Consider the following 15,484-nt stretch of genomic DNA (forward strand, 5'->3'; position numbering starts at 1 on the left):
GATTCTTTCTCAAGGAAAGTACCTCCTTTTTTACTTTAAACCACGATCGAAACAAAATGACCCGATGAAGACGATCGGGTCACTAAGGTCATTTTTGCTTTTCGTATGCTCCGATGATCTTTGCCACAAGCGGGTGTCTGACCACATCTGTCTGGTCTAGCTCAATAAATGAGATGCCCTTGATCTCTGCAAGCATGTCCTTTGCAGCTGCAAGACCAGACTGCATGCCCTTCGGCAGGTCAATCTGTGTAATATCTCCTGTAATGACCATTTTAGAGCCAAACCCAAGTCTCGTCAAAAACATTTTCATTTGGGCAGGCGTTGTATTCTGCGCTTCATCTAAAATAACAAATGCATCATCGAGTGTCCGTCCTCTCATATAGGCAAGAGGCGCTATTTCAATCACACCGCGCTCGATTAAACGTTCCGTATGATCACTGCCAAGCACATCATGCAAGGCATCATATAGTGGTCTTAAATAAGGATCTACTTTTTCCTTTAGATCACCTGGTAAAAAGCCAAGACTTTCTCCTGCTTCAACAGCTGGTCTTGTCAGGATAATCCGTTTCACATGTCCATTTTTCAGTGCATGTACCGCGTTGACGACTGCCAAATACGTCTTCCCTGTTCCAGCTGGTCCAATTCCAAAGACCAAGTCATCTTTTTTCATTGCCGCAGCATATTCCCGCTGGCCAATGGTTTTTACTCTGATTGACTTTCCTTTTGCATTTTTCGTAATTTCATCTTCATACATATTTTCAAAATAATTGAGCTTGTCTTTTTGCGCCATTTTAATGGCATAGACGACATCCCGTTCAGAAATCTCAATTCCTTTTTGGATGAGATGTAAGAGAGATGTAATCAGACGGCTCGCTGTTTCTCTTGATGCTTCCTGACCAGAAACATACACCTTTTCTCCGCGCGTAATAATGGAGACATTCAGCTCGTTTTCCATCAGTTTCAGATAAGCATCTTGATTTCCAAATAAAGCAATCGCTTCGTTTGGGCTATCTAATTTTTGTTGAATTTCAAGTAAATGTTCTGTCATTCTCTAGTCTCCCTGAACAATAGGTGTTGGTTGAACAATATCTTCTATTACTTGGTAAAGGATGATTAACTTAACTTTACCATTCCCTGTTGCCTCGTGCAAAACTTTTTCACTTTTCACCTCTCCTGTTTGACCTAGCTTCTCTTCTAATTCTTTTTTACCCATTTTAATCCCTGCTTGAACCGCTTCTTTATTTGTGTATGTCCGGTTTATTTTTTCGCTTTCGCGTGTCGTTTTTTTTTCATAGGAAAATGGGAGCTGGAAGTTTAAGAAATGGAGTGGGTGAACTTCAGTTTCTGTTTTTGGCTGCTTAAAATCATCCTTTTTAAAGGAAAAGCCCCAAAATGGCATTGAACCTCCAAATGCGGAGAGCTTGTGCTTTGTCTTCATTTTACCCGTAAAGACATCAAAAGATGTTCGAAGAGGGACAGAAACTTCAGAACGATACCACGTTTCACCATAAATTTTCGCTTTAGCACCAACCGTTTTTTGCTGGTCTTCGCTGCCGATGAGGCCAGAGACGAGCATTTGTCCTTTCTTCACATGTTCATCAACTGCGGCAAGCGGCTCCCCTTTTTCCACATACATTCTCGTGATGACCGCCTTCTTCTTGGCCACAATATGCTGAGGACTCGTATATTTCTCTTTTTCCGGCTCATTTTTTTCCACAACTTTCATTTGAAATGTTGTACCGTTTAGTTCAACGCCAACCCATGTTATGCTTTGAATATTGGCGGTCAGTGATTTTTGAATTTTTTCAGGTGTTCCCATTAGAAACTGGAAACGGCCTTTTTGCACACCAATCTCGTCTAAATGCTTTCTCATCTGATGTTCAGTTTCTGGATTGGCTCCTTTAATATCAATTTTCCACACCATGTTTGAAAGTGCCAATATCGTCACTAGAAAGAACACAATCCCAAGGGTAAACCCAATATTCTTCCTTGACCATAGGAGAAGGAACGGAAATCCCTTCTTTTGATGAAATGAACATGTTACCTCATGATGTCTTTGTACTTTTCTGAAGGCATGTACATCTGATAAGCGAATAAATAAGCGCACGCTGTCTTGACGGCGGCTCACTTGAAACATTGTGATCCCCTGTCTCGTGCACTCATTGATGAGCCGCTCAATGCCGTTTCCCTTGATTTCCACTTCCACTCTGCCAATAAAATAGGCGAACCATTTATTCTTCACACTTCTCCCCTCCGTCAGTTAAGAATCAATATAACGGACCTCATCGATTTTCCCTTCTAATAAGATCTCTTCTGGCAAAATCGTTTTAATCACAAAATCTTTCCCTGAAATAATGCATTGTCCTTGTTTGAGCATCAGCCTTACCTCTTGATCACTGAAAAGCAAAAGCCCTTTATGGTTCTCTATGTAAATGTGGAGTCTGCCAACCATCGTAATACGGGGAAGATCCATCATGACGTCTGGAGGGATTTCAAGTGTTCTTGTCAGCCATGCTTTAAGTCGATTTTTTCTTTTTCCCATTCAATAAGAACCCCTTCCCGCCCCATGTGTATGAGATCAAACTGAAAGATGGTGAGACTGATGAGAAAGCCTCTATATCATCCTATTCTTCAGCGGTTCAGATCATGCTAATGAATCCCGCAAAACAGCCGTTTCATCATTTTTACTGCGAGAAATCTCCATCAGGTCAAACAAAAAAAAGTCCCTTTATATGGGACTTTTTTGTTTATCTGTTATATGGCCGTTTCATCGTTCTGTGCGGCTTTTTCGCGCGCGGCTCTCCAAATACTTCTCCAAGGATCATCCCCTGAACAATTGTATCTTGGTTGAGCTTCTCAATGATCTTTGGCTTCACTTCGGCAGAAGCAGCCTTTGGCCTTGTCAGTTCTCTTTCAAGCGATTGGAATTCTCTATTCAGCTCGCTTTTTCTTTCTTCCATTTCGGCAAGTGTATCGGTATAGCGGTCCTGTAAGGATTGAGATGTTTTTTTCTTCATCCCGCCATGATCATGTACATCGCCGAAATCGTCCATCTGATCCGTCACGACTGGATCTGGACTTGTTTGTTTTGTTTGCTTTTGGGGCATCTGCTTACGCTGAGGAGCTGGCTTGTTTTGCTGATTCTTTTGTTCGTTCTCCTCTTGTTTGCCGATTTTCCCAAAGACAGCAGAGATGATACCGATGATAATCGCAATTAGTAACGGATTTTCAAATAGAATGTCCATTGGGCTCCCTCCTTAAAGCGTGAGAGGATGCTTATTTGTTTTCATTATCAGATGGACCTTTTGTCATTTTACCAAATGAATCTCTCATGTCCGTATCAGCATCGATATTCTTAATATTCATGTAGTCCATGACTCCAATATTACCTTCACGTAATGCTTCAGCCATGGCAAGTGGTACTTCAGCCTCTGCTTCTACAACTTTCGCGCGCATTTCTTCAACTCTTGCACGCATTTCTTGCTCCTGGGCAACAGCCATTGCGCGGCGTTCTTCCGCTTTTGCCTGTGCAATGTTTTTATCTGCTTCTGCTTGGTCTGTTTGCAAAATTGCCCCGATGTTCTTACCGATATCCACATCTGCAATATCAATCGAGAGAATTTCAAACGCAGTACCTGAATCTAATCCTTTACCAAGAACCGTTTGAGAAATCATATCTGGGTTTTCTAGAACCTTTTTATGATTATTTGATGAACCGATTGTAGAGACAATCCCTTCACCTACACGAGCAATGATTGTTTCTTCCCCTGCACCACCGACAAGTCGTTCGATGTTTGCACGAACTGTAATACGTGCTTTTGCTTTTACTTCAATCCCGTCCATTGCCACACCAGAGATAAATGGTGTTTCAATGACTTTAGGGTTTACACTCATTTGTACAGCTTCAAGTACGTCACGGCCTGCTAGGTCGATCGCTGCACAGCGTGCAAAGTTCAATTCGATATTCGCACGTTGAGCCGCGATCAATGCATTTACAACACGGTCAACGTTACCACCTGCAAGGTAGTGACTTTCTAATTGGTTAATCGTCACATCAAGACCTGCTTTATGTGCTTTGATGAGCGGGTTGACCACTCGGTTTGGAATGACGCGGCGAAGTCTCATTCCTACAAGTGTAAAAATGCTTACCTTTACGCCAGCCGCTAGGGCAGAAATCCACAGCATCACCGGTACAAAGGTGAAGAAGATCGATAGAACGATCAGACCTGCTGCGATAATCACAAATAATAGTAAAGTAGATGGATCCATTTTATTCCTCCTATAAAATCAGTTATCTATACTTTCCTCACGACAATGCGTGAGCCTTCCGCTTTCACAATTTTTACTTGTTCATCCTTATCGATGAATGCACCTTCTGATACAACATCAATGCGCTCATCTCCAAATACTATTGTACCTGACGGACGAAGTGCGGTTGCTGTCACCGCGATTTGCCCAACAAGATCTTCTCTTGTTTCATTTGAGACATAACCGCTTTCCTTATTGGTTGAATCGGTTAAAATGAACTTTTTGAAAAATTTCATACGTTTCCCCAACACCTTTGTCAATATAATAACTGCTATGATTGAAACAGCAGTGGCAATCAAGATGGAAATCGCCATTTCTGTAAAGCTTCCAGCTGCTAAAAACAAGCTGACAACCACACAGATCAGTCCAATGACACCTACGATTCCCCCCGGCAAAAACAATTCCAGAATCATGAGCAATATCCCTGCTAAAAACAGGAACAACGTCTCATATCCTGCAAAACCAGCCACGAGATGACCATAAAAGAATAAAAGAAGCGCTGTCACTCCCATCGTGCCTGGAATCCCAAAGCCAGGAGAATAGAGCTCAACAATTAACCCTAAGCTTGCGATGGATAAAAGGATTGGAATGACGATCGGGTGCGTGAGAAAGCGCGCAACCTTTTCAGCAAAGCTCACTTCATCGTATTGAACAGAAGCGTCGGCTAACTTCAGCTTCTGAAGCAAGTCATCCATATTTTTCGCTTCCCCTTCTGCATAACCGAATTGAAGCGCACGGTCTGTGTTGAAGGTGAGCAATTCTCCTTTTGGTGCACCAGCTTCTTTTGCGTCTATATCTACATCTGCCATTGCAAGTGCATACTTTGGATCACGCCCCTGCTTTTCGGCAGCGTCACTCATTTCAGCAAGCCATAGCGATTCAGATTTTTGGTCGGCAGCATTGCCTTCTCCATCAATGATCGCAGCAGCCCCCATCTTTCCATTTGGGGTCATATAAATATCGTCGGCATTTAGTGCAAGGAATGCCCCAGCAGAAAGCGCTCTATGATTCACAAACGCTGTCACAGGAATATCAGACGCACGAATGGTATCTGCGATCTCAAGCGCCGCATCGACTGCACCACCTGGTGTATTGATGTCTAGAATGATATGTTTCGCTCGTTCGGACTTTGCCTGCTCAAATGATCGTTCAATAAATTGAGAAAGTCCTTTTTCTACTGTATCTTCAATTGGGATAACATGAACTTTTTGATCTGCTGATTTCGCGGTCAATTGAACCCCTAATAATAAGCATATTATAAAACAACTGAAGAGAGCAATAGAAATTTTTATTTTTTTCATCTATTTGGTGATCCCTCCTCTCTATCTTCCATTTTACCGTTCCTTTACATACGTTACAAATGTATCATAGGTTTCATTTTTATATGACAGAATGATGAAGGTATAAAAAAAGTACCCTTCTAACAATAGAAGGATACTTTTTTATTGAGACAGCTGTTCGCTGACAAGTCTGTTAATGACAGCTCCATCAGCTTTACCTTTTACTTTTGGCATAATAGCGCTCATGACTTTACCCATATCAGTCTTCGATGATGCACCTGTTTCAGCGATCGTTTCTTTCACGATCGTTTGCAGTTCTTCTTCAGAAAGCTGTTCAGGTAAATAAACGTCTAAGATGTCAATCTCTTTTTGAACTTTATCTACTAAATCTAAGCGATTAGCTTTCGAAAATTCATGGAGGGAGTCTTTACGTTGCTTAATCTCGCGGGAAAGGACGGTTAGTTCCTCATCGCCGGTCAAACTGTCTTTCTTAAGCTTAATTGCTTCATTTTGGAGCGAAGCCTTAACCATCCGAATGACAACAAGCTTGTCTTTCTCACGGTTTTTCATAAAAAGCTTCATATCAGAATTTAATTGCTCAAGAAGACTCATAAAATCCACCCTCTTTAGAATTTACGTTTTCTAGCAGCTTCAGACTTTTTCTTGCGCTTTACGCTAGGCTTTTCATAAAATTCACGCTTTCTTGCTTCTTGCAATGTTCCAGTTTTGGATACACTGCGTTTAAAGCGACGAAGAGCATCTTCAAGCGATTCGTTTTTTCTAACGACCGTTTTTGACATTCTCTTTCCCTCCCTCCGAATACACCAATCGACTGCATTAAAAAAAGATATACATGCAAAACATGTACCTAGATATTATAATATAAGCCTAGTGCGAGGTCAACTAAGTGATTTGGAAATATATTTTCGTCATGAGCAGGTAGACAAGTCCATATATTCATTGGTAAGAGGAGGACTTTTCTATGATGGCGATCATTTATTTTTGTACACTTATTTTCATTTTTTTATGGTCAATGGGTTTGCTGAGAAAAGGATTAATGGCGCTTGCGTCGTCTCGTATTGAGAAATCACTTCTTCTCTTTACAGATCATCCGGTAAAAGCATTCTTAGTCAGCATCGTATTTACAGGGATTCTTCAAAGCAGTTCAGCGTTTATGGTCATCGTGATTGGCTTTGTCAGTACAGGTATTCTCTCTTTTAAAAAATCCATTCCAATGATTCTTGGTACCAATATTGGCTCTACGTTTACAACAGAATTTATCGCCATTAAAATGGATGTTTTCATGTGGGTCTTAATCCTAGCTGGTCTGATATGCATGATGTTAGGCAGAAAATCTTTTAGGCATGCAGGAAAAAGTATATTTGGACTCGGGATGATCTTTTTTTGTATTCAAGGCTTTTCTAAAATTGCAGGTATGATGACAAGTCAGCCTGAGACACTGCGCTTTCTCGAAATGATGCAGCATTCTGACTGGACGGCGCTGCTTTCTGGCACTATTTTCACAGCGATTGTTCATTCGAGCTCCGTCTGTATCGGCATTTTAATGGGATTTATGAATGAAGGAACGGTTGGGCTTCAGGAAGGGATCAGCTTTGTGTTAGGGTCCAATATTGGGACTTGTATTACAGCCGTAATGGCTGCCATATCTGGCGGCTATGCAGCACGTCAAACGGCTTATGCACACGTTTTGTTTAATGTGCTCGGAGTGCTTTTATGTCTCCCATTTCTCGCCATGATGACAGAATTCGTCGCCCTTCTTGCAAACGCTCCAGCCCAGCAAATTGCGCACTTCAGCCTGCTGTTTAATGTGGCAAGCTCTTTGCTTTTCTTCCCATTCATCCGTCCATTTCACACATTGATTTTATGTCTTTTACCGAATCAATCAAAATAAAACACCGGCTTGCCCTTTTGGCAGCCGGTGTTTTATTGATTATGAGGTCATTCTCACTTTGTCTGTTTGTACTTCATCGCTTATACGAACGAATTGTCCTTCGTTATAAGGATAACCCGCTTTCGTAATTTTCACTTTGACCAAACGGCCGATCATGTCCTCTGTTCCTTCAAAAACAACCTTCATATAGTTATCTGTATAGCCCACATAAAGATTGTGCTTTCCTTCTTGTTCTTTGAAGGATTCTTCCGGAATAATCTCTAGGACATCTCCTTCATAAGCTGATGCGTATTCTTTCGCAAGCTGGTCAGAAAGAGCGATCAAGCGGTGGACACGTTCGTTTTTCACATTTTCATCCACTTGATCTTCCATTCTTGCAGCTGGCGTACCTGTACGTTTGCTGTAAGGGAATACGTGCAGTTCAGAGAATTGATGGTCTTTGACAAAATTGTATGTTTTCAAAAACTCTTCTTCTGTTTCTCCAGGGAATCCTACAATTACATCAGAGGTGACAGCAAGACCTGGCAATGCTTTTTTCAGCTTTGTTAAACGCTCTGCAAAGAATTCCATCGTATATTTACGGCGCATTCTTTTCAGCACTGTATTAGAGCCAGATTGAAGCGGGATGTGAAGATGTCTGACAATCTTATCTGACTGATCAAGCACTTCTATCACTTCATCTGTAATTTGACTTGCTTCGATAGATGAAATACGAATTCGTTTTAAGCCGCTGACACGTTCATCTAATTCTTTCAGAAGCTTTGCAAAGTTATAATCCTTTAAGTCTTCTCCGTATCCGCCTGTGTGAATACCTGTTAATACAATTTCTTTATAGCCGGCATCCACAAGTTGCTGCGCTTGGTTGATGACCTCTTCTGGATCACGAGAACGAAGAAGTCCGCGAGCCCAAGGAATAATGCAGAATGTACAGAAATTGTTACAGCCTTCTTGGATTTTTAATGACGCACGTGTTCTGTCTGTAAAAGCAGGAACATCGAGTTCTTCAAACACACGTGCTTTCATAATATTTCCAACCCCATTAATCGGCTGTCTTTCTCTGCGATATTCTTCAATGTAACCGAGTAATTTATGTCTGTCTTGTGTTCCCACGACAATATCAACACCAGGAATCGCCATGATTTCTGCTGGAGATGTTTGCGCATAACAGCCTGTTACACAAATGACACCATCCGGGTTATGACGAATGGCTCTTCTAATGACTTGGCGGCTTTTTTTATCGCCAGTATTCGTGACCGTACATGTATTAATGACATATACGTCTGCTTTTGATTCGTACTCTTTTCTTTCATAGCCTGCTTCTTTAAACAGCTGCCAGATCGCTTCTGTTTCATAGTGATTGACCTTACAGCCAAGTGTATGGAACGCTACTGTTCCCATCATGATTCACCTCTTAATAACTCTGTTTGATAAGATATAGCAGAAAGCGCGTAAAGAGGAGCTGTTTCTGTTCTTAAAATGCGTGGTCCGAGCCCGCAAATGACTGCACCAAGCGTTTCAAGCGCTTCAATCTCCTTTTCTGCCAAACCGCCTTCAGGGCCAAAAACCACTAGCAAGGTTTGTCCGCCTTTCATCTGTTGGAGCACAGTTTGAAAGCGGCTTTGCTCTCCTTCTTTCGATGATTCTTCGTATGCAACGACACATTTATCGAATTCACCAGCTAATTGAGTCAGCTCTTTAAATGTTGATACTGGATCAACACGAGGAATGATATTCCGGTAGGACTGTTCAGCCGCTTCTTTCGCGATTTTCTCCCAGCGCTCTCGTTTTTTATGTGACTTCTTTTGGTCAAGTTTTGTAATAGAACGAGCCGCTTGAAACGGGATAAATGCGCTTGCGCCAAGCTCTGTGCCTTTTTGGATAATCAGCTCAAGCTTATCTCCTTTTGGGAGACCGCTCGCAATTGTTACTCTTACCGGAAGCTCTCTGTCCTGATTTGTCCAGCCTTCAACGTGACAAATGACTTCTTCCTTTGTTATTGTATCAATTTTACTGAGCGCTTCAAAGCCGTCTGTCGTTAAGCAAAGGATTTCCTGCCCTGCTTTCATGCGCATGACATTGGAAAGGTGATGTACATCTTCACCATTGATGACGATAGATCCCTTTGCGATCACTTCTTCTTTCGTGAGGTCGATAAAATATCGTTGCATACGTGTCCTGACACCTACTCGCTTTATTTTTTCGCTATAATGCTGACCCAATCTTCCATTGACAGCACTTCAACAATGTCAAAACCTGCTTCTTCTAATGCTGTTTTGACTTGTAATTTCTTTTGTCCAATGATGCCTGATGTAATGAAATAGCCGTCTTTCTTCAATAAGTCATAGGCTTGATCTGTAAAGCGCAAAATCACTTCTGCGAGAATGTTGGCGACGATCACATCTCGTTCACCTGAAATCCCATCAAGTAAGTTGTTTTGCTTGACCGTCACTTGTTCGCTTACACCATTTAGCTCAATGTTTTGCTTTGCACTTTCAACCGCAACGGTGTCGAGATCAAAGGCTTGAATGTCCTTTGCACCAACCATCGCTGCTGCCACACTTAAAATCCCAGAGCCTGTTCCAACATCAATCACCGTATCGTTTTCCTTCACATAGCGCTCAAGCGCCTGAATACAAAGAACGGTTGTTGGATGTGTCCCTGTTCCAAATGCCATTCCTGGGTCCATTTCAATAATTAGTTCATCAGAATGAACCGGTGTATATTCTTCCCATGTCGGAACGATGGTGAATTTTTCAGAGATTTTCACAGGATGATAGTATTTCTTCCATGCGGTGGCCCATTCTTCTTCATTTACTTCACAGATAGACAGCGTATTTCGTCCAAGGTCAATATCGTATAGAAGAAGATTGTTAATGGCTTCTTTGATCTCATCTACCGTTTCCATTAAAAAGCTGTTCATTGGAAGATAAGCTTTGACGATGACCCCTTCTTCAGGATAGTCATTCGGATCGAGCTGGTAGATCTCACCGTATACATTTTCACGTTCCTTGACTAAATCAAGCGGGTCCTCAATCACGACACCACTCGCACCTGCTTCATGCAAAATATTGGTGATTGGTTCCACCGCTTCATTTGTTGTATGGACGCTAATTTCTGACCACTTCAATACTACCAACTCCTTATCCGTCTTACTCGCCTTTAAATGCGCGTTTTACCTTATCGAAGAAGCTCATTTCTTGTTCGTCCGGTTTATTTCCGCTCACTTCAGCAAATTTTCTAATGATATCTTTTTGATTGTCCGTTAAATTTGTTGGTGTGACGACTCGTACAACGATATGCTGATCGCCTTGGCCATAGCCGCGTACATTTTTCACACCTTTTCCTTTGAGTCTAAACTTTGTGCCAGTTTGCGTGCCAGCAGGGACTTTTAATTTCACTTTACCGTGTAGTGTCGGCACTTCAATTTCGTCACCTAATGCAGCCTGTGCAAAGGTTAACGGCATTTCGCAGTAAATATCATCTCCGTCACGTTCAAAGAATTCATGCGAACGCACATGGAACACAACAAATAGATCGCCTGGAGGTCCTCCATTTACACCTGGTTCCCCTTGACCAGACACTCTGAGCTGCTGACCATCGTCAACACCAGCTGGGATCGTCACATTGATTTTCTTACGCTTACGCACTTTACCAGAGCCGCCGCATGTAGAACATTTGTGATCGATTTGTTTTCCTGTTCCGCTACAGTAGTTACATACTCTGCGGTTGACCACTTTACCAAACGGAGTTGACTGCTCAACATTTAATTGACCAGAGCCGCCGCAATGTGAACAAGTCTTCGCTTCTGTCCCAGGCTTTGCCCCTGAACCATGACATGTTTCACATGATTCCTCGCGAGGGATTTCAATCGTTGCTTCTTTCCCAAATGCTGCTTCTTCAAATGAAAGCGTCATTGTATATTGCAAGTCTGCTCCTTGACGTGGTGCATTTGGATCTCTTCTTCTGGCTCCACCGCCAAAAATACTAGAGAAGATGTCATCAAAGCCGCCGAAGCCGCCAAAGTCTCCTCCTCCGCCAAAACCGCCGCCGCCAAAGCCTTGGTTTGGATCGGTATGACCGAACTGGTCATACTGCGAACGTTTTTGATCGTCAGAAAGGGTTTCATAGGCTTCTTTTACTTCTTTGAATTTCTCATCTGAACCAGCTTCTTTATTAATATCAGGGTGATACTTTTTTGAAAGCTTGCGATATGCCTTTTTGATCTCGTCTTTTGAGGCGCTCTTACTCACGCCAAGCACTTCATAGTAATCACGCTTACTCATCTCTTCACACTCCCGATTTTCTCACATAAGTACGATTGTATCATTTTGATTTGACCTTTTTCAATTGCTTTCATCGTTGGAAAGAAAAAAAGTCAAAGCCAAGAGATCCTGACTTTGACTTTCTGACGAGTACGTTTCAGCAGTCTTTTTCAAAAGTAAAGGTGATTATTTTTTCTCTTGATCGTCGTTTACTTCTTCGTATTCTGCATCCACTACATTGTCATCTGCTTTTTGAGCACCTTCAGCGCCTTCTTGCTGAGCTTGTGCTTGTTTTGCAGCTTCTTCATAGAGCTTTGTCGTTAGTTCTTGAACGATTGTTTGCAGCTCATCTTTTTTCGCTTTGATGTCTTCAAGCTCGCCTTTTTCGATCGCAGCTTTTAGTGCATCTTTCGCGTCGTTTGCTTTTTTCACTTGCTCTTCATCGATTTTTCCTTCTAGATCTTTTAATGTTTTTTCAGTTGTAAACACTAATTGATCTGCTTCATTGCGCACTTCGATTTCTTCTTTTTTCTTCGCATCTGCTTCAGCATTTTCTTCTGCTTCTTTGACCATTTTTTCGATCTCATCATCAGAAAGACCTGAAGAAGATTTGATTGTGATGTTTTGTTCTTTGCCTGTACCCATATCTTTCGCACGTACGTTGACAATACCGTTTTTATCGATATCAAAAGATACTTCGATTTGTGGTACGCCGCGTGGTGCTGGCGGAATGTCAGTCAATTGGAAACGACCTAATGTTTTGTTGTCTGCTGCCATTGGGCGCTCACCTTGCAGGACATGGATGTCTACCGCTGTTTGGTTGTCAGCAGCCGTTGAGAATACTTGAGATTTGCTTGTTGGAATTGTTGTATTACGTTCAATCAGCTTTGTGAATACGCCGCCCATTGTTTCAATTCCTAAAGAAAGTGGTGTTACGTCAAGTAGAACAACGTCTTTGACATCTCCTGTGATGACTCCACCTTGAATCGCTGCACCAAGAGCAACCACTTCATCAGGGTTTACACCTTTATGAGGCTCTTTGCCTGTTTCTTTTTTGATTGCTTCTTGTACTGCAGGAATACGAGTTGATCCACCAACAAGGATGACTTTATCAATCTCGTTAGCAGATAAACCAGCATCTTTCAATGATTGACGTACAGGTGTCATTGTACGCTCTACAAGATCTGCAGAAAGTTCTTCAAATTTAGCACGTGTTAGCGTTAATTCAAGGTGAAGAGGACCTGCATCTCCAGCTGTGATAAATGGCAGTGAGATTTGTGAAGAAGATACACCAGAAAGATCTTTTTTCGCTTTTTCAGCAGCATCTTTTAAACGCTGAAGCGCCATTTTATCTTTTGAAAGGTCAATGCCATTTTCTTTTTTGAATTCAGCTACTAAGTGATCAATGATCACTTGGTCAAAATCGTCTCCACCTAGACGGTTGTCCCCAGCAGTTGAGCGTACTTCAAAGACGCCGTCTCCAAGCTCAAGGACTGATACGTCAAATGTACCGCCGCCAAGGTCGTATACAAGGATCGTTTGATCTTCATCTGTTTTATCTAAACCATAAGCAAGTGCAGCTGCTGTTGGTTCGTTGATGATACGTTCTACTTCAAGACCAGCAATTTTACCAGCATCTTTTGTAGCTTGACGTTCTGCATCGTTGAAGTAAGCAGGAACTGTGATAACAGCTTTTGTTACTTCTTCGCCAAGGTAGCCTTCAGCGTAAGATTTAAGGTGTTGAAGAATGATTGCAGAGATCTCCTGCGGTGTATAGTTCTTGCCTTCAACTTCTACTTTATAATCTGTACCCATATGTCTTTTAACAGACATGATTGTGTTCGGGTTTGTAATTGATTGGCGTTTCGCTACTTCACCCACTTGACGCTCTCCATTTTTAAAAGCGACAACAGATGGCGTTGTACGTGCTCCTTCAGCGTTTGCAATGACTTTTGGCTCTCCGCCTTCAAGTACTGCAACACATGAGTTTGTTGTTCCTAAGTCAATCCCAATGATTTTACTCATAATCGATGACCTCCCATTATGTAGTTATTGATTTACTTTTACCATTGATGGACGAATAACTCGGTCTTTGAGTTTATAGCCCTTTTGCAATTCTTCTACTACGATGTTTGAATCGAAGTTTTCATCTTCAACTTGCATGACGGCTTGATGAAGGTTTGGATCGAACTCTTTGCCGACAGCTTCAATTGGTTCAACGCCTTCATTTTTCAACGCTTCTACCAGCTGGCGGTAAACCATTTGCATTCCTTCTAACAAGCTTTTCGCCTGCTCGTTGTCTGGATCAATTCCAAGTGCTCTTTCAAAGTTGTCAAGAGCTGGGAGAAGATCGCTGACAACATGTTGAGAACGATATTTTTGCACGGTCTCCACTTCAGTTCGAGCACGGCGTTTATAGTTTTCAAAATCTGCTTGAACACGCAGAATTTTGTTTTCTTTTTCATCTAGAAGTTGCTGCAATTCATCGATTTTCTCTTGGAAGGCAGACTGTTCATCATGCGCTACTTCCTCAGTATCTGCTTGAACTGCTTCTTCTTGTGCTTCAACCTCTGCTTCTTGCTCAGGTGTCTGTTTTTCTTCTGACATTGTGTTCACCTCCCTCAAAAGATTCAAGAATACGAAGGGGCTGTGCCCCTATCTTTTTATCACCCTACTCATCATACAAATTGGAAAGTGCGTTTGACAAGTCTTTTGATACATGATGCAAAAGACTAACGACTCGCCCGTAATCCATGCGGGTTGGTCCGATGACGGCAATGGAGCCGAGTGATTTTTGATCAATCGAATAAGTCGCTGTGATCAAACTGCAGTTCTCCATTGCTTCTAAATTGTTTTCCGAACCGATTTTAATGGTGATACCTTGCTGATTTGGATGAAACAGCTGCATGACATCATTCTTTTGCTCAATCAGCATCATGAGTGAGCGAATGCGGTCGATGTCATGAAATTCAGGCTGATTCAACATATTAATCTTCCCGCCAAAGAAAAGTTTTGATTCATTTTGTGTCGATGTAAATGTGTTGCCAAGCGCATCTAAAATGTGATCATAATCTTTTAAATGTGTGCGCAGAAGCATGACCACTTCTTTATACATCCTGTCCTTCAACTGGTCCATTGGAACGCCGGCTAAGCGGCTATTCAAAATATTCATCAGCTTCTCAATATCGGAGACATCTAGATGCTCAGAGAAGGTAATGGTTTTGTTTTCAACATGTCCGCTGTCTGTAATCATGATCGCTACTGCTTTGTTTAGCTGAACGGGGACAAGCTGAATTTGCTTCAATCGATTTTCACTCAGCTTTGGACCAAGCACGATCGATGTATAGTTTGTGAGATCTGATAAAATTTCCGCCGATTTTTGAACTGTTTTTTCCAGCTCAAAAATTTTCTCCTGAAAAGCCGACTGAATAAGCACAAGATCTTTAGACGACAGTTTTCGCGGAGAGAGCAAATGATCTACATAATAACGATATCCTTTTTCTGAAGGAATTCTTCCTGATGAAGAATGAGTCTTTTCGATAAAACCAAGTTCCTCCAAATCAGCCATTTCGTTTCTAATCGTTGCAGAGCTGAATGTGATGTCCTCTTTTTTAGAAAGAGTCCTTGACCCAACTGGCTGCGCTGAACGAATAAAGTCATTAATGATGACTTGCAGAATCAAAAGCTGACGATTTGTTAACATCATCATCACCCCTGTTAGC

Annotated in this window: 16 protein-coding genes; 1 reads left to right on the forward strand and 15 read right to left on the reverse strand. The window is 41.8% G+C overall.

Going from position 1 to position 15,484, the window contains the following annotated elements:
* Positions 1–88: 88 nt before the first annotated feature.
* From MKY18_RS11625 to rpsU, 8 genes are all read right to left on the reverse strand, one after another.
* Complete coding sequence (locus tag MKY18_RS11625) at positions 89–1,048, reverse strand: PhoH family protein (RefSeq protein WP_044139415.1); 960 nt, start codon at positions 1,046–1,048, stop codon at positions 89–91.
* A gap of 3 nt (positions 1,049–1,051) precedes the next feature.
* Positions 1,052–2,242 (reverse strand): sporulation protein YqfD, encoded by a 1,191-nt coding sequence (gene yqfD, locus MKY18_RS11630; RefSeq protein ID WP_342497514.1) that lies wholly within the window; start codon positions 2,240–2,242, stop codon positions 1,052–1,054.
* A gap of 18 nt (positions 2,243–2,260) precedes the next feature.
* The gene (gene yqfC, locus MKY18_RS11635; protein ID WP_012010618.1) at positions 2,261–2,542 is read right to left on the reverse strand and encodes a sporulation protein YqfC; all 282 of its coding nucleotides are present in this window, start codon (positions 2,540–2,542) and stop codon (positions 2,261–2,263) included.
* A gap of 205 nt (positions 2,543–2,747) precedes the next feature.
* Positions 2,748–3,245, reverse strand: a complete 498-nt coding sequence (locus tag MKY18_RS11640) for a hypothetical protein (RefSeq protein WP_106032755.1) — start codon at positions 3,243–3,245, stop codon at positions 2,748–2,750.
* Positions 3,246–3,276: 31 nt separating this feature from the next.
* A complete protein-coding gene (gene floA / locus MKY18_RS11645) occupies positions 3,277–4,269 on the reverse strand; it encodes a flotillin-like protein FloA (protein WP_044139418.1) in 993 nt (330 codons plus the stop codon).
* A 26-nt stretch (positions 4,270–4,295) separates the two neighbouring features.
* The gene (locus tag MKY18_RS11650) at positions 4,296–5,609 is read right to left on the reverse strand and encodes a nodulation protein NfeD (protein ID WP_278175727.1); all 1,314 of its coding nucleotides are present in this window, start codon (positions 5,607–5,609) and stop codon (positions 4,296–4,298) included.
* A gap of 141 nt (positions 5,610–5,750) precedes the next feature.
* On the reverse strand, positions 5,751–6,200 hold the full coding sequence (locus tag MKY18_RS11655; RefSeq protein ID WP_003217508.1) for a GatB/YqeY domain-containing protein: 450 nt from the start codon (positions 6,198–6,200) through the stop codon (positions 5,751–5,753).
* A gap of 14 nt (positions 6,201–6,214) precedes the next feature.
* Complete coding sequence (rpsU, locus tag MKY18_RS11660; protein WP_003152957.1) at positions 6,215–6,388, reverse strand: 30S ribosomal protein S21; 174 nt, start codon at positions 6,386–6,388, stop codon at positions 6,215–6,217.
* Between the two features lie 182 nt (positions 6,389–6,570).
* Here rpsU and MKY18_RS11665 point away from each other — a divergent pair, with 182 nt between their 5' ends.
* The gene (locus MKY18_RS11665) at positions 6,571–7,500 is read left to right on the forward strand and encodes a Na/Pi symporter (RefSeq protein WP_342497515.1); all 930 of its coding nucleotides are present in this window, start codon (positions 6,571–6,573) and stop codon (positions 7,498–7,500) included.
* 39 nt (positions 7,501–7,539) lie between these two features.
* On the opposite strand, the gene mtaB is transcribed toward MKY18_RS11665, so the two are convergent.
* From mtaB to hrcA, 7 genes are all read right to left on the reverse strand, one after another.
* The gene (gene mtaB, locus MKY18_RS11670; RefSeq protein ID WP_342497833.1) at positions 7,540–8,898 is read right to left on the reverse strand and encodes a tRNA (N(6)-L-threonylcarbamoyladenosine(37)-C(2))-methylthiotransferase MtaB; all 1,359 of its coding nucleotides are present in this window, start codon (positions 8,896–8,898) and stop codon (positions 7,540–7,542) included.
* On the reverse strand, positions 8,898–9,668 hold the full coding sequence (locus MKY18_RS11675) for a 16S rRNA (uracil(1498)-N(3))-methyltransferase (RefSeq protein WP_044139424.1): 771 nt from the start codon (positions 9,666–9,668) through the stop codon (positions 8,898–8,900). Before MKY18_RS11675 ends, mtaB begins: the two co-directional genes overlap by 1 nt.
* A 23-nt stretch (positions 9,669–9,691) precedes the next feature.
* Positions 9,692–10,627, reverse strand: a complete 936-nt coding sequence (prmA, locus tag MKY18_RS11680) for a 50S ribosomal protein L11 methyltransferase (RefSeq protein WP_003217481.1) — start codon at positions 10,625–10,627, stop codon at positions 9,692–9,694.
* Between the two features lie 22 nt (positions 10,628–10,649).
* Positions 10,650–11,783, reverse strand: coding sequence for a molecular chaperone DnaJ (gene dnaJ, locus MKY18_RS11685; protein ID WP_003217525.1), 1,134 nt, complete (start codon positions 11,781–11,783; stop codon positions 10,650–10,652).
* A gap of 165 nt (positions 11,784–11,948) precedes the next feature.
* Positions 11,949–13,787: a molecular chaperone DnaK gene (dnaK, locus tag MKY18_RS11690; RefSeq protein ID WP_065098446.1), complete on the reverse strand. Its 1,839-nt coding sequence runs from the start codon at positions 13,785–13,787 to the stop codon at positions 11,949–11,951.
* Between the two features lie 24 nt (positions 13,788–13,811).
* Positions 13,812–14,369, reverse strand: a complete 558-nt coding sequence (grpE, locus tag MKY18_RS11695; protein WP_044139427.1) for a nucleotide exchange factor GrpE — start codon at positions 14,367–14,369, stop codon at positions 13,812–13,814.
* A 64-nt stretch (positions 14,370–14,433) separates the two neighbouring features.
* On the reverse strand, positions 14,434–15,465 hold the full coding sequence (hrcA, locus tag MKY18_RS11700) for a heat-inducible transcriptional repressor HrcA (RefSeq protein WP_065098447.1): 1,032 nt from the start codon (positions 15,463–15,465) through the stop codon (positions 14,434–14,436).
* Positions 15,466–15,484 lie beyond the last annotated feature (19 nt).

It is taken from the genome of Bacillus sp. FSL R7-0672 (assembly GCF_038601465.1).
Classification (GTDB): domain Bacteria; phylum Bacillota; class Bacilli; order Bacillales; family Bacillaceae; genus Bacillus; species Bacillus pumilus.